This is a genomic window from Streptomyces sp. NPDC096339 (assembly GCF_044762985.1).
GTDB lineage: Bacteria > Actinomycetota > Actinomycetes > Streptomycetales > Streptomycetaceae > Streptomyces.
This window is the reverse complement of sequence record NZ_JBIWFI010000012.1, coordinates 177841-198520: the sequence shown is the minus strand read 5'-3', so window position 1 is coordinate 198520 and position 20680 is coordinate 177841. Positions and strand designations below refer to the sequence as shown.

Genomic DNA, 20680 nt, shown 5'->3' with positions numbered 1-20680 from the left:
GCGCGCGGGCGTACGCTGATCCCCCCGAACAGGCCTGGGGGGTACCAGCCATGACGGAACGCCGGACCCGCATACGGCGCACACTGGTCGAACGCGAAACAGAACTCGCCATCGTCGACGAGGCCCTCGACCTGCTCGCCGGACCCGCACCGGACGGCGGCGGCGCGCTCCTCGCCTTCTCCGGACCCGCCGGCCTCGGCAAGACCACCCTCCTCGCCGAACTGCGCCGCCGCGCCCACGCACGCTCCTGCACCGTCCTCGCGGCACGCGGCGGCGAACAGGAACAGAGCCAGCCCTTCCACGTGGCCCGCCAGCTCATCCAGCCCCAGCTCGCCGGGACCTCCGAACAGGAACTGCGCGCCGCGCTCGGCAGCTGGTACTCCATCGTGGGCCCGGCCCTCGGCCTCTGCGCCCCCGAACAGGGCTCGCCGCCCGACCCCCAGGGCCTGCGCGACGGGCTCGACTGGGTGCTCACCCACCTTGTCGTCAAGCGCGCCCCCGTCACCCTCGTCCTCGACGACGCCCACTGGGCCGACCCCGAGTCCCTCGAATGGCTCGCCGCGTACGCCCCGCGCGCCGAACACCTCCCGCTGCTCCTCGTCGTCGCCTACCGCCCCGACGAACTGCCCGCGCACGCCGACGCCTTCCGTACGCTGCCCGGGCGCGCCGGACAGCGCCCGCTCTCCCTCGCCCCGCTCACCGAGCCCGCCGTGGCCACCCTGGTCCGCGAGGCGATCGGCGAGCACGCCGACGACGCCTTCTGCAAGGAGGCCTGGGCCGTCACCACCGGCAACCCCTTCGAGGCCGTCGAACTCACCGCCAAGATCCAGGACAAGGGGCTCGCCCCGGTCGAGGCCAGCGCCCCGTTGCTGCGGGACCTCGCCGCGGCCCAGCGCGGCAGCGGCCTCGTCGACCGCCTCGAACGCCTGGGCCCCTCCACCGTCCGCTTCGCCTGGGCCTGTGCCGTCCTCGGCACCGCCATCCCGCAGGACCTCGCCGCCCGGGTCGCCGCCCTCGGCGCCGAGGAGGCCGTGGACGCCACCGGACGGCTGCGGGACGCCCGCATCCTGTCCGCCGCCACCGAAGCCCCCGCCACCGAAGAGCGTGACGCGGGGCTGGAGTTCGTCCACCCGCTCATCGCCACCGCCATATACCGGGCCATCCCCGACGCGCTGCGCGTCGCCCTGCACGGCAAGGCCGCCGCCGCCGTCATCGACGCCGGCCTCGGCCCGTCCGCGGCCGCCCGCCACCTCCTGGAGACCCACCCCGAGAACGACCCCTGGGTGGTGCGCACCCTGCGCGAGGCCGCCGGCGAGAACCTCCGGGCCGGTGCCCCCGAAGCGGCCCGCCGCCAACTCGCCCGCGCCCTGCGCGAACCACCCGACTTCGACGAACGCGCGGCCGTGCTCTACGAACTCGGCTGCGCCTCCCTGCTCACCGAACCGGCCAACACCGTCAACCACCTGCGGGCGGCCCTCGCCGAGCCCGTGGACGACCCGGCCCTGCGCCAGGGCATCGTGATCCGGCTCGCCCAGGTCCTCGCCCACAGCGACCGCCTCGCCGAGGCGTCCGAATCCCTCGCGCGGGAGATCCCGCACACCCATGACGTCCGCGCCCGGCTGCGCCTGCAGTCCGAGCAGTTCATGTGGGACGCCTTCAACGCGGCCGAGACCGACTCCCCGGCCCGTTCCCGGCGCCTGGCCCGGCTCGCCGACCGGCTGACCGGCCGCGACCTCACCGAGCGGTACGTCATCGGGCTGCGCGCCTGGGACGCCTGCCTGCGCGGTGAACCGGTGGACGTGGTCCTGCACCACGCCGGGCGGGTCCTGGAACGGGGCTTCAGCTGGGCGTACGAGGACCGCGGCTTCGAGGTCCCCGTGCTCGTGGCCATGGCCCACATGTACGCCGACCGGCCAGGGCGCGCGGACGAGCTGTTCGAGGCGGGCACCGCCGAGTTCGAGCGGCAGGGTTGGCGCGGGGCGCACCTCTCCTTCGGGTACAGCCTGCGCGCCTACATCCGCTTCCGGCGCGGGCGGCTCGCGGAGGCCGAGGAACTGGCCCGGGCCGGGCTGCAGCTCGCCGAGCGCGTGGGCCGCGGAACGCCCGTGCACTGGTACACCATCGCCATCCTGATCACGACGCTGCTCGCCCGGGGCCGGACCGAGGAGGCCTGGGAACTGGCGCGGGAGCACGAGTTCGGCCGGCCCTTCCCGGCGGCCGTGGTCTTCCCGGACTCCCAGACCGTGTACGCCGAACTGCTGCTGGCACGGGGCGACCGGAAGGCGGCCGCGGCCGAACTGGAGGAGGTCGACCGGCGGCTGACCCCGCGCGGCATCCAGAACCCGGCGTGGTGCCCGTGGCAGCTGCACCTGGCCCGGTCCGTGGTGGGCGAGGACCCGGAACGGGCCCGCGCCCTGGCCGGCGACGCCCTGCGGCGGGCCCGCGCCTTCGGTGCCCCCTCGGGCATCGGCCAGGCCCTGCGGGTGGCGGCCGAGGTCGCGGCCCCCGGCGACCGGGCGGAGCTGCTGCGCGAGGCGGTGGCCGTACTCGCGGTCTCGCCGGCGGGGTACGAGCTGGCCCGGGCGCTGGCCGCGCTCGGTACGGAGCTGCGCGACGAGGACGTGCTGACGCGGGCCGTGGTGACGGCGCGGGAATGCGGAGCGGACGCGCTGGCGGCGGAGGTGACCAACACCCTGCTGGGGCTGGGCGGCGCCCTCCCGTGCGGGTCGTCCTGGGAGGCCGGACTGACCGAGGAGGAGCTCCGGGCGGCGCGGAGCGCAGTGGGGAGCGAACGGGTCCCGGAGACGACGGCGCACCCGCGCCACCATGCCGAGGCGCCGACCCCCGCGCCGGAGACGGACGCGGGCCGAGGCGCGGAGCCAGCCCCGGTCACCGGCCCAGGAGTGAGTGCGGAGCCCGGCCCCCACCCGGACTGGGATCTGTCCACCGCCTGCCGCAAGCTCGGCACCGACCTCACCGGCCTGCCCGCCGCCCTGGCGGCCTACGTGCCGTAGGCCTCCAGGGCATCCGAGTCAGTGCTCGGCGTACACGCCGGACCGGTCGAACCGCATAGTGGCGCGCAGCGGCGGTCGACGTGCCCCCGGCCGTCGGCGCGGCGGCGGCCGCCTCGACCTTCCCGGCCACTCTCGCGGGTCCTACCCGGCGCGACGGAACCGACGGCTGCCGCGATGGCGGCGGGGATCACGAGCGGTGGCGGCAAACCGATCCCCATGGTGTTGAACAGGTTCACAAAGACTGTGATCGGATTGCGTGCCGCCTGAAACGAGGACGTGCGACGCGCGTCACCCGTCGCGGACCGGCCGGGATGAGGGCCCCCGGGCGGGAAAACCCGCGCGGCCACGTACCATGGCGGCATGTCCTTCCTCCGCCGCCACCGCGCCGCCACACCCGCCGGCCCGGACTTCGACGTCCTGGCCATGGACCCGGGGGACTGGCCGGGCAATCTCGGGGCCGGGCTGCTGCCCGCGCCCGACGGCAGCTGCCAGGGTGTCTTCCTCCGCTACGACCTGTTCGGCGGACGCGGCCCCGCAATGATCATCGGCAACCTGCCCGAGGGTTCCCCCGCCAGGGACCTCGCCGAGGGAGAGGTGCCCTTCGAGGTGGCCCAGCTCCTCGACGCACTCGAGAACGACGAGGACGTCGAGGTCACCGGCATCGAGGACTGCCCCGTCATGCAGGGCGACAACCTCCTCATCGTCCGGAAGATCAAGCTGTCGGAGTCCCGCATCTCCTGCGTCCAGTTCGACCGCAGTGACAACGTGCTGGTCACCATCGCCAGCTGGGACCGCCCGATCACCGATGACCTCTACGCGCTCCTGAAGCCGCTCCCCGCCGAGCTCTTCCAGCAGGGCTAGCCCCTCACCACGTCACGCGTCCGCGATGTCGTTCGCCGCCACGTAGCCGAACGTCATCGCGGGGCCGATCGTCGATCCGGCCCCCGCGTAGCTGTGGCCCATCACCGCCGCGCTGGCGTTGCCCGCCGCATACAGGCCCCGGATCACCGAGCCGTCCGCCCGCAGCGCCCGCGCGCGGGCGTCCGTGACGATCCCGCCCTTCGTGCCGAGGTCACCCGGCACGATCTTGAAGGCGTAGAACGGCGGGGCCCATATCGGCGCCAGACACGAGTTCGGCGTCACCCCCGGGTCCGTGTAGTAGTGGTCGTACGCCGTGTCGCCCCGGTGGAAGTCGGAGTCGGTGCCGCTCCACGCCTGCGCGTTGAACCGGTTGAGCGTCGCCCGCAGCGCCGCCGCCGGAACACCGATCTGGCCGGCCAGCGCGTCCCAGCTCCACGCCTTCTTCGCCGCCCCCGCCGCGTACCACGAGTCCGGGAAGACGATGGTCGGCAGGATGTCCTTGAACAGGTACTTGTTGCGGTAGTTCTGATCCACGATCAGCCACGCCGGGATGTGCGAGCCGACCGCGCCCCGGTCCTTCTCGTACATCACGTGCACCACATCGCTGTACGGGGCCGCCTCGTTGACGAACCGCGCCCCGTTCGCGTTCACGATCAGCCCGCCCGGCAGGGTCCGTTCGGCGAGGCAGAAGTAGGGCTCCCCGGGCAGCGGGATCGACGGCCCCCACCATGCGTCCTCCATCAGGGCCAGCGCGGCCCCGGCCCGCTGCCCCGCCCGGATCCCGTCGCCGGTGTTCTCCTTCGCGCCCACCGACCACTGGGTGCCGATCGGCTGCTGCTGGTACTGGGCCCGCATCTCCGCGTTGTGCTCGAAACCGCCCGAGCCGATGATCACGCCGCGCCGGGCCCGCACGGTGCCCCGCACGCCCGCCTTCTCGACGACCACCCCGGTCACCGCGCCGCCCTCCTGGACCAGGTCGACCAGCGGGCTGTTCAGCCACACCGGCACCCCGGCCCGCATGAGCCCGGCCCGCAGACCGGCCGCGAGGGCCTGGCCCATCGTCAGCGGCTTCTCCCCGCACAGCGCCGCCTTCGTGCCGCGTGCCAGGCACTCCGTCGACACGGCGAGCCCCTTCGCGTTCACCGCCGCGAGGTTCAGCCACTTGTAGTCCTGGCTGAACACCACCATCCCGGCCGGCACCGGCATGTACGCCGGGTTCAAGTGGGCCAGTTCGGCGCCCAGGACATTGCCGTCGATGTAGTCCGGCTCGATGGAGCGGCCGTTCGGGAGGCCGCCCGGCAGGTTGGGGTAGTAGTCGCTGTAGCCCTCCATGAACCGGAACTTCAGAGGGCTGTTGGCCATCACGAAGTCCAGCATCCGCGGCCCGTTGGAGAGGAAGGCCGCCTGGCGGTCCGCCGGCACCTCGCTCCCCACGACCGCCGCGAGGTACGCCGCAGCCTTCTGCGGCGTGTCCGGTACCCCGGCGCCGAGGATCACCGAGTTGTTCGGCAGCCAGATGCCGGCCCCGGAGCGGGCGGCCGATCCACCGAAGGTGGGGGCCTTCTCGACGACCAGCACGCTCAGCCCCCGCTTGGCGGCGGTGAGCGCGGCCGTCATCCCGGAGGCCCCGGAACCGACCACGACCACGTCGTACTCGCCGAGTGGGGGACCGTCCGCGGCCCGCGCGGTTGCGGCGGGCAGCACGGTGGCGGCGAGGACCCCGGCTCCCGTGCCGGCGATGACCGTACGTCTCGAGGGGAGGGCTTCGGACGGCGTGCGTGAAGCGCTTGCGGACATGGGCAGGCTCCAGCGGAATGGCGAGGCGAGGGTGGCTCCAGCATGTCTGATGCTGAGTCAGAAAAGGTGTTCGGGGGATCATGTGATGTCAAGGCATGTGGCGGCGCCTCCTCCAGTACGCCACCGTCACTACGCCCAGCAGCGGCCCCCACAGCATCAGAGGGGCGTAGCAGACGTAGAACCACACGGCGCTCCAGCCACCCACCTCGCTCGGGAAGTCGGCGGGTATCGGATCGCCCTGGATGGTGGTCCCGGCCACCTGCGTCACCGCCGCGAGCACCGTCCACAGGGCCGTCAGCGCCAGCGCGCCGAGCGCGGCGGGGACGACCGCGACGGCCACCGGTATCCGGCGGCCGCCCAGGAACGGGATCCGGCGCGGGACCACCTCGCCCCACGCGGCGACCAGCCCCAGCGCGGTGAAGGCCACCAGCTCGGAGAAGACCGACAGGATCACGACGTACACGTCGAGCGGGAGCCATTCCGGCAGCGTCCCGCTGTCCGCCGAGGAATGGTCGACGAAGAGCAGCCCGAGGCGCCAGACGCACGACGGGAGGACGGTGAAGGGGATCGCGGCCGCGGCGATCCGCGCGTATCCCGGGACCCCCGGGACCGGAGCGTGCGCGGCCTTCCACGCGGCGCGCACACCCCCACGGCGCGGGCGCCCGGCGGAGAGCGCGTCGTCGGCATGCGTGGTCATCGGGACCTCCAGAGCGGCTGCGGGCACCCGTTGCCCGCTCTCCTCCGAAGATCGCAGCCGCCCCGGTCCGCCCGGATCCCCCACGAGAGTGGTCCGCTCCCCCCGTACGGGGGAGAGGCATCAGCCTCTGGGCGTACCCGCCCGCCCGCCGCCCGCCCGCCGCCCGCCCGGTGCCCGCCCGCGCCCCGCCCCGCCCGCGCCACCCCACACACCGCACGAGCGAAGTCCCGCGGCGGTGGGAGCCACGGGACTTCGCGTCTTCGGGGGCGGGGGAAGGACCTACCGGGTGCCGACCGCGGCCCGGACCGCTCTGCGGGCCATGCCCGCGTCGTCGTGCAGGCGGCGCAGCAGCAGCCGCTGCTCCTCCCCCGAGGACAGGGAGCCCGCCGGGAGCGGCTGGGTCGGGGCGGTGGCCAGCATCGAGCGCTGCACCGCCGTCTCGCACATCCGGATCTCCCTGGTCAGCACGAGCATCAGGTTGACCAGGAAGGCGTCCCGCGCCACCGGACCGGCCGCCTGGGCGAGCCGGCTGATCTGCGCCCGGGCGGCCGGCGCGTCGCCCAGCACCGTCCACAGAGTGGCCAGGTCGTAGCCGGGCAGGTACCAGCCCGCGTGCTCCCAGTCGAGCAGCACGGGCCCGGCCGGGGACAGCAGCAGGTTCGACAGGAGCGCGTCACCGTGGTTGAACTGCAGCCCCGCACCGGACAGTTTCACGCCGTGCAGCAGTTTCTGCAGGTCACCGAGGTCCCGGTCGGTCAGCAGCCCCAGCTCGTAGTCGCGGGCGATCCGCCGCCCGTAGTTCACCGGGGTCCCGAACAACTCGGCCGGCGGACGCCACTGGTTGACCCGGCACACCGCCCCCAGGGCGGCCCGCAGGTCCACCCGCGGCGGCGGCTCCACCGGGTGCCGCTGGAGCGCCGCGACCCGGCCGGCCATCCGCTCGACCACCAGCGTGCAGTTCTCCGGGTCGGCCGCGATCAACCGCGGTACGCGGACCGGAGGGCGATGCCGGACGAACGTCCGGTACGCCGCTATTTCGTGCCGGTAGCGCTCGCGCCACTCCGGCGAGTGGTCCAGTAAAACCTTCGCGACGGCGGTCATCCGTCCGGTCGTTCCCACCAGCAGGACCGAGCGGCCACTGCGCCGCAGCACCTGCACCGGCGCGAACTCCGGACAGATCCGCTGCACCGAGGCGAGCGCGGCGCGCAGTTGCGCCCCCTGCGGCCCCGAGAGGTCGATTCTTCCGCTGAGCGGCTGCGACCCGGCTCCCGGCATCCGCCGCGCACGTGTGGCGCCCTGCGCCGCCGACGCGGGCCGGCCGGGGTCGAGGTAGGGGCCGCCGCCCGCCGGGAGCGTGCGGTAGGGCCGGACAGGTGCGGACACGGAGGACGTTGCTGCGTACATGGCTTTACGGATCCCTTCGTGCGCCGACTGGGTTCGTACGCCACCCCGCCGGATCCCGTACTTCACCCTGGGGAGTTCCGCCGGTGAACCGGGTCGGGGAGGCGCATTCCTACCTGACACCCGGCGGCAGGTGGCGAACCATCGGGCGTGCCCTGGCGAAGCCTGGCGAATATGCCGTGGGGGCCTGGCAGGGGGTTACTGTCAACTCAGCCGAGAACCTGGGGGCTTGACGTGAGCAAGGGTCCAAACACCCGCTTGAACGACCTGTTCGGCCTGGCCGGCTGGTCGAAGGGCGAACTGGCGAGGATGGTCAATCGGCAGGCGGCGGCCATGGGCCACCCCCAGCTGGCCACCGACACCTCGCGGGTGCGGCGCTGGATCGACATGGGGGAGACCCCGCGCGAACCGGTGCCCACGGTACTGGCAGCACTGTTCACCGAGCGGCTCGGTCGTGTCGTGACCAACGAGGACCTCGGGTTCGTACGGCAGCGGCGCACCACACGAAGGCAACCGGACGGGGATCGGCAGAACCCCGACGGAATGCCATGGGCGCCCGAACGCACAGCCGCGGTCCTCACCGAATTCACGGGAATGGACCTCATGCTCAACCGTCGCGGTCTGATGGGCGCGGGTGCCGCGCTCACCGCCGGCTCCGCCCTCAGCAATGCCATGTACGACTGGCTCCACACCGACCCGGCCCTCGCCAAGGAGGCGCAGCACTTCGGGGACGCCTTCCAGGCCGACCCGGCGGGCTTCGACCGCTACGAGGCCGCCCCGATCGGTTCGCAGGAGATCGAGGCACTGGAACGCTCGGTCGAGGTGTTCCGGGCCTGGGACGCCTCCAGAGGCGGGGGACTCCAGCGCAAGGCCGTCGTCGGCCAGCTGAACGAGGTCGGCGGGATGCTGGCCTACCACCACCCCGACCACCTCCAGCGCAGGCTGTGGGGGGTGGCGGCCAACCTGGCGGTGCTCGCGGGCTGGATGTCCCACGACGTGGGCCTCGAACCCACGGCGCAGAAGTACTTCGTCATCGCCGCGCACGCGGCCCGCGAGGGCGGCGATCGGCCGCGCGCCGGCGAGGCGCTGTCCCGCGCCGCCCGCCAGATGGTCCACCTCGGCAAACCGAACGAGGCCCTGGACCTGATGAAGCTCGCCCAGTCCGGCTCCGGTGAGCGGACCCTGCCGCGCACCCGCGCCATGCTGCACACCATCGAGGCCTGGGCACAGGCCGCCATGGGCAAGGGCCAGGCCATGCGCCGCACCCTGGGGGAGGCGGAGGAGCTGTTCGTGTCCGACAAGGGCGACGTACCGCCGCCGAGCTGGATGCAGCACTTCGACGAGGCGGACCTGCACGGCATGCAGGCCCTCGCCTACCGGACCCTCGCCGACCACGACGCCACGGCGGCGCCGATCGCGGCACGCCACGCGAAGGAGGCCCTGCGGCTGCGCGGGGACGGCTACCAGCGCTCGCAGATCTTCGACTACATCTCGATGGCCTCGGCCTGCTTCATCGCCGACGATCCCGAACAGGCCGACCGCTACGCCCGCCTGGCCCTGGTGTCGATGAACGAGACCTCCTCGCACCGGACGTGGGACCGGCTGCGCGAGATGTACCGGCTCACCGGCCAGTACTCCGGGTACTCGCGGATCGAGGACCTCCGCGAGGAGATCGAACTGGCCCTCCCCGACAGCCCCGCGCCGATGCGCGGGCCGCGCGTGACGGGGGCGTAGGCGAGGGCGTGGCCGGACACCGGCCCCGTACACCCGACGGAGACGAGAAAGGCCGCGCCTGACGGCGCGGCCCTGGATCCGGTACCGAGGTGCTATCCGCCGACGCGCGCGACCAGCACGCACGCGTCGTCCTCGCGCTCGCTCTCGCCGAACTCCTCGATCACCATCCGCACGCACTCCTGCGCCGACCGCGCCGCCGAGAACCGGGGCGCGAGGGCCAGCAGCCGCTCGGTCCCGTCCGCCCGGCTGAACTCGATGCTGCGCGGGGTCAGTCCGTCCGTGTGCAGGACGAGTACGTCGCCCACTTCGAGCTGCTCCTCGGCCTGGCCGTACACCGCTCCCGAGGTCGCGCCCAGCAGGACGCCCTCCGGGGGCAGCAGGGACCGGCCCGATCCGCGGCGGATCAGCAGGGGGGCCGGGTGGCCGGCCTGCGCCCAGGACAGGACCTGGCGCGTGGCGTCGTAGCGGCAGCACACGGCCGAGCCGAGCGCGGGTTGGACGGAGGTCTCCAGGAGCTGGTTGAGCCAGCCCATCAAGGGGCCCGGCTGGATCCCCGCCATGGCCATGCCCCGCAGGGCGCCCAGCATCATCGCCATCCCGGAGGTGGCGGTCACCCCGTGTCCGGTCAGGTCGCCGACGGTCAGCATCGAGCTTCCGTCGGAGAGTTCGAGCGCGTCGTACCAGTCGCCGCCGATCAGCGCGCTGGTCGCGGAGGGCAGGTAGTGCGCGGCCACGTCCAGCGTGCCCGCGTTGCCGTGCGGGAACCGCAGGGAGCCGCGCCACGGGGGGAGCACGGCTTCCTGCAGCTCGACCGCCAGCCGGTGCTCGGTCTGCGCGATCTCCCGCCGGCGCTGCAGCGAGTCCCGTGACTCGCGCACCGCCCGCTGGCTCCGGCGCAGTTCACTCACGTCCCGCAGTACGGCCCACATGGAGGCCGTGCAGCCGTCGGAGTCGAGCACCGGCTCGCCCCTCATGTGCAAGGTCCGGACGCGGCCGTCGGCCCGGACGATGCGGAACTCGCCGTCGATCGGCTTGCCGTCGACGAGGCAGGCTGTCACCCACGCGGTGAGCAGCGGCTGGTCCTCGGAGAACAGGGTGGAGCCCAGTTCGTCGAGGGGCAGCGGGCCCGCCTCGGGGGAACGGCCGAAGATCTGGAAGAGCTCGTCGGACCAGCTGACCTCGTCGGTCAGCAGGTTCCATTCGGCGCTGCCGACCCGGGTCTGGGCCTCGGGGCCGGCCTCGGGCGCCGCCTGCGGGAGTTCGATGGCCTCGGGCGCCGGCGGCAGCCCCTCCTTGAGCTGGCCGAGGTGCTCGCCGAGGTCGTCGAGGTGGTGCACGGCGAGATCGCACAGGGCGCGCTGCCAGCGACCCTGGGCGTCGTCGTCGTCGACGACCGTGTCGCGGCGCACCGCGTCCACTTCTCCCCGCAGCCGCCGGGTCTGTGAGATCAGTGCGTCCACCGACCCAGGCTCGGGCGGCTGCGCGGGACGGTCCGCGAACAGGTGGGACGGCATGAGAACTCCGATACAGGCGCGGCACGGCCAAGTCTGAAGGAAGGACCGGTAACGACTGTTGCACAGGCAGCGACTGCGTGTAAGGCGTTTGGCAACATCCGCGACGGTCTTGCTTCTGGCATATGCCTCGGGCCTGTCGGCCGTCCCACCGGAAGGCGTCCGTGTGCGAACGAATCCAGTCAGGGCGCCGTCAGGACACCATCACCGGAACCGGAAGGATCGAGTCCGCCGGGTGCCCCGTGCGCTCGTGGATCCGCCGGACCGCGTCGGCAGAGGGGCCCTCGGAGAGGCAGTAGACCGTGCCGGACTCCGGGTCCGCCCACGCCTGCTTGAAGTGGACGCCTTCCTCCTTCTCGATCGCCAGGTCCGCCTTGTGGGCGGCCATCAGCTGCTCGCTCGTAATGCCCTTCATGCCCGTGTGGACATCCATGAATGTGGCCATGGCCGGGCACCTCCTTTTCCTCCCTTCCATCGTCCGCCCGCGTCCGGAAAACGGCCTACCGGACGAGCCCGCTCGCTCGTACGGCCGAGATGTACGAGGGTCCGTACCGCATTCACCCGTCACGGGCCCCGATCAAGCCGCCGCGCCAGGCGTCCCCCGAACGGGGGATCCACGCCGCGGTGACCCCTGGCTTCCCCCCGCACCCACTGATCGCTACTCTACGTGCCGGTAATGATCAGGGGCCGGTCCGCACGGGCGGACCCGCGCGGGGTGGGGACAACGAAATGACCGGGCAGAGCCGTCGCTCCTTCCTCACCTACCTGGTCGCCGCGCCGACCCTCGCCCTCGTGACGCGCGCGGGCGTCGACGCCGTCGCCCCGCAGCCCGCCCACGCCGTGGTGCCGAGCCTGCCCGCCATCGCCGACCTCATCGACCTCGGCGACCTGTTCATCCTGGCCGGGGCACCCACGTCCGCCCTGCTGGCGCTCGCCGTCGAGGCCGACGGGACCATCCGCTTCCGGCTGCCGCGCGAGGAGGTCGGCCAGGGCCTCACCACCGCCGTGGCCATGCTCGTCGCGGAGGAACTCGACGCACCGCTGGCCGACGTACGGGTGGAGCTGGACGACGCCCGGCCCGAGCTGGTCTTCAACCAGCTCACCGGCTCCTCCAACTCCATCCGCTCCCTCTACGGCCCGGTCCGCCAGTGCGCCGCCACCGCCCGGGCCCGGCTCGTCGCGGCCGCCGCCGTGCGCTGGAGCCTGCCCGCCGCCACCCTGACCACCGCGAACGGCGCCGTCCGCGCCCCCGACGGCCGCACCGCCGACTACGGCGGTCTCGCCGCGGCCGCCGCCGACCCCGCCCTCGTGGTCCTCGGCGCCACCCCGAAGAAGACGGCCAAGCACACCCTGGTCGGCAGGCCCACCGACCGCGTCGACGCCCGCGCCATGGTCACCGGCGCCCAGAAGTACACCCTCGACCTCGACGTGCCCGGGGCCAAGCCCTGCGTGGTGCGCCGCCCGCCCACCCTCGGCGCCGCCGTCCGCTCCGTCGCCAACCTCGCCGCCGTCCAGGCCATGCCCGGCGTCCTCGACGTGGTCACCGTCCCGACCGGGGTCGCCGTCGTCGCCGAGACCTTCGGGCAGGCCCTCACCGCCAAGGCCGCCCTTCAGGTCACCTGGGGACCGGGCCCCGCCGACCAGCTCTCCGACGCCGAGGTCCGTACGAAGCTGCGCGCGGCCACCCCTCCGCTGCTCGTGCCGCCGCTGCTGACCCCTTACGTGGACGCCGAGTTCGACTTCGCCTTCGTCAGCCACGCCCCGATGGAGACCAACTCCGCGATCGCGGACGTGCGCGAGGACCGCGCGGAGATCTGGTCCGGGCTCAAGTCCCCGATCGTGGCCCGCGAGACCATCGCCGCCGAACTCGGGCTGCCGCTGGGCAAGGTGCAGGTGCACGTGGTGCAGGCCGGAGGGTCCTTCGGCCGGCGCCTCTTCTTCGACGCCGCACTGGAGGCCGCCCGGGTCTCCAAGGCCTGCCGCCGACCCGTCAAGCTGATGTGGACCCGCGTCGACGACACCCGGCACGGCCGGATGCGCCCCGCCACCCACCACAAGATCCGCGCCACCCACCTCCTCGGCGAGGTGCTCACCTTCGAGCACCGCGTCGCCGCCGCCGAGACCGACTTCCGGCACGGACTCGGCGAGATCATCACCGCGACCGCGGCGCACCTGCCGCTCGGCATCGGCAACGCCACCCTCGCCCAGACCCTGTTCCTCACCACGGTGAAGTCCCCCTACAACTTCGGGGTCACCACCCAGGCCCTCACCGAGGTGCCGACGGGTGTCCCCACCGGCTCCTGGCGTTCGGTGTACTCGGCCAACACGCGCGGCGCGGAGGAGATCGTCGTCGACGAACTCGCCGCGAAGACCGGCCGGGACCCCTACCGGTTCCGTCGTACGTTCCTGAAGACCGACGCCCAGCGCGCCGTGCTCGACAAGGTGGCCTCCGAAGGGGAGTGGGGGCGGCCGATGGGAGCGGGCCGCGCGCAGGGCATCGCCTTCCACGAGGAGTACAAGTCCCGCACCGCCTGCCTCGTGGAGATCGACACCCGCGACCCGGAGCACGTCCGCGTCACCAAGGCCGTCGTCGCCGTGGACGTGGGCCTGCCCGTCAACCCGCGCGGTCTGGAGGCCCAGATGATCGGCGGCCTCACCGACGCCATCTCCACCACGCTGCGCGCCGGCATCCACCTGGACAAGGGGCTGCCGATGGAGGGCAGTTACAGCCAGTTCCACTGGGCGCGGCAGCGCGACACCCCGCTCGACGTACGGGTCTTCGTGCTCCCGGCCACCGGCGAGGAGCCGGGCGGCGCGGGCGAGCTCGGTGTGCCCGCGGCCGTCGGCGCCATCGCCAACGCCTGGGCCCGGGCCACCGGTTCCAAGCCTCGCAGCTTCCCCCTCGACTTCGACGTCGACTTCACCCCCTACCCGCGCTGACCGCAGGAGTACGCCGTGCCCTCGCACACCTTCACCGTCAACGGGCAGAGCGTCACCGTGGACGCCCCCGACGATCTGCCCCTGCTGTGGGTGCTCCGCGACATGCTGGGCGTCCACGGGCCCAAGTACGGCTGCGGAGTGGACGTCTGCAAGGCCTGCACCAGTCATCTCGACGGCGTCGACGTCCGCCCCTGCGTGGTGCCCGTCTCCGCCTGCGCGGGCAGGTCGGTGACCACCATCGAGGGGCTGGCCGACGGGGACGTGCTGCACCCGGTGCAGGAGGCCTGGCTCGAACAGGACGTCGCCCAGTGCGGTTTCTGCCAGCCCGGCCAGATCATGGCGGCCGTCGCACTGCTCAAGCGGACCGCCGAACCCACCGACGCGGACATCGACGCCATCGCCAACATCTGCCGCTGTGGCACCTACGTCCGCATCAGGGAGGCCATCCGCAGCGCGGCCGCGAAGATGTGAGGTGCCGTCGCCGCCCCGGGCGCGAGCGAGGAAGGACCCCGACGTTCCCCCGTGGCGATGATTCCGCTTCGCGTCGGGGTCCGACCGCTCATGGGCAAACCTAGGCGGAATCGCACGCGCGCACAGGGTTCGGGGTGCCCAGTGAAGGGCCGAGACGGGTATCACAGCGCACAGTGGGCGCCGGGTGGTTGAATGCGCCGGTGTCCCGCTCCGACGACATCCTGAGGCTCCACCGGCTCGCCCACACCGGGGGGTCGGCCGGTCTGCTCGCATGGCTCACCACCCGGCTCGGAGGATGGGCCGGAGTGGTGGACGCCGACCGGGCGCACGGTTCCGGATCCGGCCATGCCCCCGGCACCGGCCGTGTCCTGGGAACCGGCCGTGCCCCCGGATCGGCGCAGGTGCCGGAATCCGCCCTGCGCGGCGCCGCCGAGATGGGCGCCCGCGGCCTGCGTTCGGCCGCGCTGGAGGGCGAGGACTCGGCGACGCTGCTGTTCGCGCTGGACGACCGGCGCGCGCTGGCCGCCGTACTGCCCTTGCGGCACCACCCGGAGGCGGCCACGCTGCTCGCGGACGCCGCCGTTCCGCTGGCCCTCGTCCTGCGCGCCGAGGAGGGCGCGCGGCGCGAGGAGCGGGCCGCGCTCGCCGAATCGCGGGCCCGTGAGGCGGTGCTGCACCTGCTGATGAACGGCCGGCTCTCCACCGCCCGGCAGATCGCCGAGGCGCTCGGGCCCTCCCTGCCCGATCCGATGCGGATGTACGTCGTGGAATGCAGGACCGGGCAGCGCGGTGAAGTGGCCCGGCTCTGCGCGGAGCTGACGGGGGGCCGGGCCTGGACCGTGCGCTGCCCCGTGTACGTACGCCATCTCATCGTGCTCGTCCCGGCCGGTCCGGCCGCGGCCCCGGCGGACGACGACCCCCTGGCCGGCGCCCTGGTGGGGGTGGCCGGGGACGCCGTGGTCGGGGTCAGCGCCGAGGCGGCCCTGCGGGAGGCCCCGGCCGCCTACACCCAGGCCTTCCACGCCCTGGCCGTCGCCCGAGGGCGGGGAGAGCGGCACGCCCGGTTCGGGCCGGGCCCCGAACTGGCGCTCGCCGCGCACGGGGCCGGGGCGGGCTGGGCGGCGGCCCTGCTCGCCCCGCTGCACGGTCACGAACCGAAGCGGGCCCAGGACCCGGGAGCGCAGGAGCTGCGCGCGACCGCGCACGCCTGGCTCAACTTCACCTCGCACGCCACCCGCCTGCTGAAGATCCACCGCAACACCCTGGCGGCCCGGCTGGGGCTCGTCGAGGCGCTCCTCGGGCTGGACCTCGCGCGCCTCGCCGACCAGTCCGCGCTCTCGCTCGCCCTGCGGCTCACCCCGGGCGGGAGCGGCGCGGGAGCCGACGCGCACGGGGCGGCCGCCGGCCTCGACGAAGTGCTGCGAGACCCCCGGCTGACCGACTGGGCCCGCGCCCACCTGCGCCCACTGACCGGACCCGACGCCCCGCCGGGGGCCCGGGCCACGGTCCGCGTCTGGCTGGACCACGATGCCCAACTCGGCCCGGCGGCGGCCGCGCTGGGCATCTCCGTACCGGGTGCCCGCAAGCGGCTGACCCGTGTGGAGGCGCTGCTGGAGCGCTCCCTGCTCCAGTCCCCGAGCGCTCGCCACGACCTGTGGCTTGCCCACCGGGCGGAGGAGCTCGCCGGTGACACCCTCTCCAAAAGGGATGAATCATGTTAAACATGAACGATCATGCCTGAATGAGGCGTATCAATGCGAAGCGCGTGCTGGTCGGTGAACCCCTCGACACGGCGCGCCTGGGCGAGACCCTGTTGCCGAAACGGCTCGCCCTGCCGATCTTCTGCAGTGACCCGCTCTCCTCAGTGGCGTACGCCACGGAGGAGATCCTGCTGATCCTCGCCCTCGGCGGGGTCGCCCTGCTCCACCTCGCCTGGTACGCGGCCGCCGCCATCGTCTTCCTGCTCGTGGTGGTCGTCGCCTCCTACCGGCAGACCTGCCACGCCTATCCCAGCGGCGGCGGCGCGTACGTCGTGAGCAAGGAGAACCTAGGCCCGACCGCCGCGCTGACCGCGGCCAGCGCCCTGCTCGTCGACTACGTGATGACCGTCGCCGTCTCCGTCGTCTCCGGGGTCTCCGCCATCACGTCCGCCATCCCCGCGCTGAGCGATCACGAAGTGGCCCTGTCGGTCGGCTTCGTGGTGCTGCTCACCGTGATGAACCTGCGCGGCGTCCGCGAATCGGGGCGGATCTTCGCCATCCCCACCTACGGGTTCGTCCTCGTCATCTACCTCATGTTCGCCTTCGCCGCCGTACGGCTGGCGACCGGCGAGACCATCCGCGCCGAGTCCGCCGACCTGCCGATCATCGCGACCGGCACCTACACCGGCATCGCCCTCGTGTTCCTCGCGATGCGCGCCTTCGCCTCCGGCTGCACCGCCCTGACCGGCGTCGAGGCCATCAGCAACGGCGTACCCGCCTTCCAGAAGCCCAAGGCCAAGAACGCGGCGACCACCCTCGCCGCGATGGGCTTCCTCTCCGTGACGATGTTCGTGGGCATCACCGCCCTCGCCATGACGTACCAGGTGCACGTCGCCGAGGACCCCACCGAGCTGGGCCTGCCGCCCGGCACCCCGATGTCCACCGCCCTCGCCCAGATCGGACGCGCCACCTTCGGCGACTGGCACTTCCTCTTCTACCTGCTCCAGGCCGTCACCGCCGGCGTGCTGATCCTCGCCGCGAACACGGCCTTCAACGGCTTCCCGATGCTCGCCTCGATCCTGGCCAAGGACCGGTACGCGCCCCGGCAGCTCTACAACCGCGGCGACCGGCTCGTCTACTCCAACGGCATCGTGCTGCTCGCGCTCGTCGCGATCGGGCTCATCGTCGCCTTCGACGCCAACCTGACCCGCCTCATCCAGCTCTACATCATCGGCGTCTTCGTCTCCTTCACCCTCTCCCAGGCCGGCATGGTCCGGCACTGGGACAAGGAGCTCGCCTCGCCCGAAACCCGGCGCGAGGAGCGCGTCCACATCCACCGGCGGCGCGCCATCAACGCCGTGGGCGCCGTCCTGACCGCCCTGGTCCTGGTCATCGTCCTCATCACCAAGTTCACGCACGGCGCCTGGCTGGTCGTCATCGCCATGCCGGTGCTCTTCTTCGGGATGCTGGGGGTACGGCGCCACTACGACCAGGTCGCACGGCAGGTCGCCGTCGCCCCGGACGCGAAGCCGCGCAAGCCCGCCCGCCACCACGTCCTGGTCCTGGTCGCCAACGTGCACGCCCCCACGCTGAAGGCCCTCGGCTACGCGCAGGGCCTGCGCCCCGACACCCTCACCGCCGTGACGGTCGCCGCCGACGAGCAGGACGCGAACCGGCTGCGCGAGGCCTGGACCGCGCACGACCCGGGGGTTCCCCTGAAGATCCTGCACTCCCCGTACCGCGAGGTGGTGGGCCCGATCCAGGCCCATGTGGAGGAACTGGCGCAGGACTCCGCCACGGACATCCTGTCCGTGGTCATCCCCGAGTACGTCGTGGGGAACTGGTGGGAACATCCCCTGCACAACCAGAACGCCCTGCGCCTGAAGGCGCGGCTGCTGTTCACCCCCGGGGTCGCGGTGATCGACGTGCCGTACCTGCTGGAGTCGGCGCGCAGGGGGCCGTGAGAGGAGCGGACCGGGCCCATCCGTTACCGTGAGCGAAGCACTGCACGTGCAGTGCTCACCGTTTTGCCGCCCCGTGCCGCGGCCACCCCGAACCGAGGAACGTCCATGCGCCAGAACCCGCAGCGCCGCGCGGCCCTGCTCGACGCCGCCATCGAAGTCCTGGCGCGCGAGGGTTCGCGCGGGCTGACGCTGCGCGCGGTGGACGCGGAGGCGTCAGTGCCCACGGGCACCGCCTCGAACTACTTCGCCAACCGGGCGCAGCTGCTCGTGCAGATACTCCACCGCACCCGCGAGCGGCTCATGCCCGCCCCGGAGGACCTGTCCGGCCCGCTGGACACCAAGGTGCTGCTCAGCCGGCTGCTGGAGCGGATGCGGCGCGAGCGCAGCGTGCACATCGCGATGCTGGAGCTGCGGCTGGAGGGCACCCGGCGCCCCGAGCTCCAGGCCGAACTGGCCGAGTTCCAGCGCGAGGAGCTCGACGCGAACGTGGCCTGGCACCTGGAAGCGGGGCTGCCGGGGGACCGGCAGGGCGTCGTCCTGCTCTACCTCGCCATGCTGGGCCTGATCGTCGACGACCTCACCGCCCCCGCCACGCTGGAGGGGCACCCGGTGGACGGACTCCTCGACCTGATGGTGCGGCGGCTCCTTCCGGAGCACCCCGCGCCCTGACCGGAGCCGGGCCGGACCCGGAGCTACCGATCCGGAACCCCGGCCTCGGGAGCCCTGGCCCCGGAGCCCTGGCCCCGGAGCCCTGGCCCCGGAGCCCCGGCCCCGGAACCCCGGCCCGGGGCTCCCGAGGCCGGGTCAGCGGACGAAGTCGAGGATGACCCTGCGCGCCAGCACGGCCCGGGACGGGGCGAGTTCGGCAGCCACCGCCGCCTCCCGCGCACCCGCGTAGGCGACCTGCGCCGGATACGGTCCGACCGCGGCGGCGTGGCGCCGCCGCAGGTGGGTCGGCGGGTGGGTGGAGTCCACGCTGTGCCCGCGCAGGACGGCGACCCGCCGCAGCCGCTCGTACTCGTGCTCCGGCACGGCGGCGAACTGTGCCGCCAGCCGCTCCCACAACCCCCGCTCCGCCTGATCGCGGGCCTCGCGCCCGCCGCGCCCGCCGCGCATCTGCGCGGCCACCGCCTCGCGGCGCAGCTGCTGGTCGACCGAACCCGCCACCAGGAGCCGGTCCATCAGGGCGACGGCGGCTTCCGTGGACCCGGCCCGCGCGGCGCTCGCGTCGGCCAGGTACTCGGCCCGCAGCGAGGCCCGCAGGGTCAGCCCGTCGAGCAGTCGGAGCAGCCCGTAGACCGTCCACCGAGGTACGAAGGTCACCGCGTTCACGAACAGGTCCGGCAACCGGGTGGAGGGTATCGGCGCCAGCAGGTAGTACCAGACCGACAGCGAGTGCAGCGCGCCGCCGGTGACCCGGGAGTGCCGGACGTCGCCGTGGGCGAAGTGGCCCAGCTCGTGCCCCAGCAGCGCGACCCGCTCCTGCGGCGCGAGGATCTCCCACAGGCCGAGCCCCAGGTACAGGACGCGCTGCCGCCGTACGCCGTACACGGTCACCGAGGCGTTGGCCTCGGGCCCCACCACCACCGCGTGTACCCCGGCCGTCCCGACCACGGCGCCGACCTCGTCGATCAGCTCGAACAGCCGTGGCGCGTCCGCCCGGTACAGCACCTGCCCGTCCTTCGGCAGCCGTCCGGCCCGGGGACGCAACACCACCGCGATCCCCAGCAGCAGCGCCCCGATGGCCGGCTGGACCAGGGTGTCCCACCCCACGACCACCAGCAACACACCGGCCACCACCAGCAGCGCGGTCACCCCGTGCACCAGCAGGGCCACCCCGGAGGCCGGCACGGTCGAGGAGTCCCGCGCCCGCGGCGCGCTGCCGTCGGCGCCCCCTTCCATCTCGGCCGACAACTGATCCCCGTACTCCCGGGCGAGCCGCCGCCGGAAGGCCGCGACGCGCCCCGGCTCCGCATCGGGGGCGGCCGGGTCCACGTTCCAGCCGCAGGCCGCGCACCACTCGACGTACTTCGCGTCCAGCGGCACCGGGCTCCCGCATTCCGGGCACGCCCGCGTCGACGGCGCGGCCGTCGTGGTGTTGCTCTCCATGCTCCCCTCCCTGCCGCGGTCCCCGGGATCCGCGGTCGGGGAAGGATAGAGGGCAGCCGTTCCGGCGCCGCGCCCGGGTCGGGGGGCGGTGATCTCATGCTCGGGTTCAAGCGAGTCAGCCGGGTTTGGGGCCGGTGAGCGACTTTGATGGGTTCGCCAGGGACTCGTAGCGGAGCAGGGGGACAACTCATGGGCGCTGAACACGACCGGATGGGTTCCGAGCGCGATCGCAAGGACGGCACGCCCACGCTGATCGGTTCCGTGCAGCGCGCGCTGCGTCTCGTGGAGGCGATGCACGCCGAGGGCGGGGCCACGGCGAAGAGGCTCGCCCGGATCACGGGGATTCCATTGCCCACCGTTTACCACCTGCTGCGCACGCTCGGCCACGAGGGCTACGTCCGGCGCGAGGGCGGCGCTTTTCGACTCGCGGACGATCTACCGCTCGCATCTTGATCAAAAGTCGAAGCGATCCGGCCAAGGT

At 73.1% G+C, this 20680-nt stretch carries 14 protein-coding genes and 1 pseudogene; 9 read left to right on the top strand and 6 right to left on the bottom strand.

What is annotated here, in order from left to right; genetic code table 11:
• The first annotated feature begins 50 nt into the window (after positions 1 to 50).
• Together ACIQ5Y_RS18520 and ACIQ5Y_RS18515 are read left to right on the top strand one after the other, a co-directional pair.
• The gene (locus ACIQ5Y_RS18520; protein WP_403880988.1) at positions 51 to 3014 is read left to right on the top strand and encodes an ATP-binding protein; all 2964 of its coding nucleotides are present in this window, start codon (positions 51 to 53) and stop codon (positions 3012 to 3014) included.
• Positions 3015 to 3374: 360 nt separating this feature from the next.
• Entirely contained in the window at positions 3375 to 3875 is a 501-nt protein-coding gene (locus ACIQ5Y_RS18515; RefSeq protein WP_384583673.1) for a hypothetical protein, read from the top strand.
• 12 nt (positions 3876 to 3887) lie between these two features.
• Here the strand turns inward: ACIQ5Y_RS18515 and kstD are convergent, their stop codons facing one another.
• From kstD to ACIQ5Y_RS18500, 3 genes are all read right to left on the bottom strand, one after another.
• A complete protein-coding gene (gene kstD / locus ACIQ5Y_RS18510) occupies positions 3888 to 5672 on the bottom strand; it encodes a 3-oxosteroid 1-dehydrogenase (protein ID WP_403880984.1) in 1785 nt (594 codons plus the stop codon).
• 88 nt (positions 5673 to 5760) lie between these two features.
• The gene (locus ACIQ5Y_RS18505; RefSeq protein ID WP_403880981.1) at positions 5761 to 6369 is read right to left on the bottom strand and encodes a hypothetical protein; all 609 of its coding nucleotides are present in this window, start codon (positions 6367 to 6369) and stop codon (positions 5761 to 5763) included.
• Between the two features lie 279 nt (positions 6370 to 6648).
• Positions 6649 to 7773: an aminoglycoside phosphotransferase family protein gene (locus tag ACIQ5Y_RS18500; RefSeq protein WP_403880979.1), complete on the bottom strand. Its 1125-nt coding sequence runs from the start codon at positions 7771 to 7773 to the stop codon at positions 6649 to 6651.
• 231 nt (positions 7774 to 8004) lie between these two features.
• Here ACIQ5Y_RS18500 and ACIQ5Y_RS18495 point away from each other — a divergent pair, with 231 nt between their 5' ends.
• Positions 8005 to 9504 carry a hypothetical protein gene (locus tag ACIQ5Y_RS18495; protein WP_403880976.1) on the top strand — a complete coding sequence of 500 codons (1500 nt, stop codon included), beginning with the start codon at positions 8005 to 8007 and terminating at the stop codon, positions 9502 to 9504.
• 92 nt (positions 9505 to 9596) lie between these two features.
• Here ACIQ5Y_RS18495 and ACIQ5Y_RS18490 read toward each other — a convergent pair whose 3' ends face one another.
• Together ACIQ5Y_RS18490 and ACIQ5Y_RS18485 are read right to left on the bottom strand one after the other, a co-directional pair.
• Positions 9597 to 11018, bottom strand: a complete 1422-nt coding sequence (locus tag ACIQ5Y_RS18490; protein WP_403880973.1) for a PP2C family protein-serine/threonine phosphatase — start codon at positions 11016 to 11018, stop codon at positions 9597 to 9599.
• A 190-nt stretch (positions 11019 to 11208) separates the two neighbouring features.
• Positions 11209 to 11460, bottom strand: coding sequence for an SCO4226 family nickel-binding protein (locus tag ACIQ5Y_RS18485; protein ID WP_403880970.1), 252 nt, complete (start codon positions 11458 to 11460; stop codon positions 11209 to 11211).
• Positions 11461 to 11744: 284 nt separating this feature from the next.
• Between ACIQ5Y_RS18485 and ACIQ5Y_RS18480 the strand changes: the two genes are divergently transcribed.
• From ACIQ5Y_RS18480 to ACIQ5Y_RS18460, 5 genes are all read left to right on the top strand, one after another.
• Positions 11745 to 13955, top strand: a complete 2211-nt coding sequence (locus tag ACIQ5Y_RS18480) for a molybdopterin cofactor-binding domain-containing protein (protein WP_403880968.1) — start codon at positions 11745 to 11747, stop codon at positions 13953 to 13955.
• 15 nt (positions 13956 to 13970) lie between these two features.
• On the top strand, positions 13971 to 14426 hold the full coding sequence (locus tag ACIQ5Y_RS18475; protein ID WP_403880965.1) for a (2Fe-2S)-binding protein: 456 nt from the start codon (positions 13971 to 13973) through the stop codon (positions 14424 to 14426).
• Positions 14427 to 14626: 200 nt separating this feature from the next.
• Complete coding sequence (locus ACIQ5Y_RS18470) at positions 14627 to 16147, top strand: helix-turn-helix domain-containing protein (protein ID WP_403880962.1); 1521 nt, start codon at positions 14627 to 14629, stop codon at positions 16145 to 16147.
• A gap of 20 nt (positions 16148 to 16167) precedes the next feature.
• Entirely contained in the window at positions 16168 to 18090 is a 1923-nt protein-coding gene (locus ACIQ5Y_RS18465) for an APC family permease (protein WP_403880960.1), read from the top strand.
• Positions 18091 to 18195: 105 nt separating this feature from the next.
• Positions 18196 to 18759 carry a TetR/AcrR family transcriptional regulator gene (locus ACIQ5Y_RS18460; RefSeq protein ID WP_403880957.1) on the top strand — a complete coding sequence of 188 codons (564 nt, stop codon included), beginning with the start codon at positions 18196 to 18198 and terminating at the stop codon, positions 18757 to 18759.
• A 135-nt stretch (positions 18760 to 18894) separates the two neighbouring features.
• On the opposite strand, the gene ACIQ5Y_RS18455 is transcribed toward ACIQ5Y_RS18460, so the two are convergent.
• Positions 18895 to 20199: a M48 family metalloprotease gene (locus ACIQ5Y_RS18455; protein ID WP_403880954.1), complete on the bottom strand. Its 1305-nt coding sequence runs from the start codon at positions 20197 to 20199 to the stop codon at positions 18895 to 18897.
• A 210-nt stretch (positions 20200 to 20409) separates the two neighbouring features.
• Between ACIQ5Y_RS18455 and ACIQ5Y_RS18450 the strand changes: the two are divergent.
• Positions 20410 to 20625: pseudogene (locus tag ACIQ5Y_RS18450) on the top strand (helix-turn-helix domain-containing protein); the annotation flags it as partial.
• Between the last annotated feature and the right edge of the window lie 55 nt (positions 20626 to 20680).

Bases quoted from the DNA above. Each gene is read 5' to 3' on its own strand.
- ACIQ5Y_RS18520 (WP_403880988.1), top strand. From the start codon at position 51: ATGACGGAACGCCGGACCCGCATACGGCGCACACTGGTCGAACGCGAA.
- ACIQ5Y_RS18515 (WP_384583673.1), top strand. From the start codon at position 3,375: ATGTCCTTCCTCCGCCGCCACCGCGCCGCCACACCCGCCGGCCCGGAC.
- kstD (WP_403880984.1), bottom strand. From the start codon at position 5,672: ATGTCCGCAAGCGCTTCACGCACGCCGTCCGAAGCCCTCCCCTCGAGA.
- ACIQ5Y_RS18505 (WP_403880981.1), bottom strand. From the start codon at position 6,369: ATGACCACGCATGCCGACGACGCGCTCTCCGCCGGGCGCCCGCGCCGT.
- ACIQ5Y_RS18500 (WP_403880979.1), bottom strand. From the start codon at position 7,773: ATGTACGCAGCAACGTCCTCCGTGTCCGCACCTGTCCGGCCCTACCGC.
- ACIQ5Y_RS18490 (WP_403880973.1), bottom strand. From the start codon at position 11,018: ATGCCGTCCCACCTGTTCGCGGACCGTCCCGCGCAGCCGCCCGAGCCT.
- ACIQ5Y_RS18485 (WP_403880970.1), bottom strand. From the start codon at position 11,460: ATGGCCACATTCATGGATGTCCACACGGGCATGAAGGGCATTACGAGC.
- ACIQ5Y_RS18480 (WP_403880968.1), top strand. From the start codon at position 11,745: ATGACCGGGCAGAGCCGTCGCTCCTTCCTCACCTACCTGGTCGCCGCG.
- ACIQ5Y_RS18465 (WP_403880960.1), top strand. From the start codon at position 16,168: ATGAGGCGTATCAATGCGAAGCGCGTGCTGGTCGGTGAACCCCTCGAC.
- ACIQ5Y_RS18460 (WP_403880957.1), top strand. From the start codon at position 18,196: ATGCGCCAGAACCCGCAGCGCCGCGCGGCCCTGCTCGACGCCGCCATC.
- ACIQ5Y_RS18455 (WP_403880954.1), bottom strand. From the start codon at position 20,199: ATGGAGAGCAACACCACGACGGCCGCGCCGTCGACGCGGGCGTGCCCG.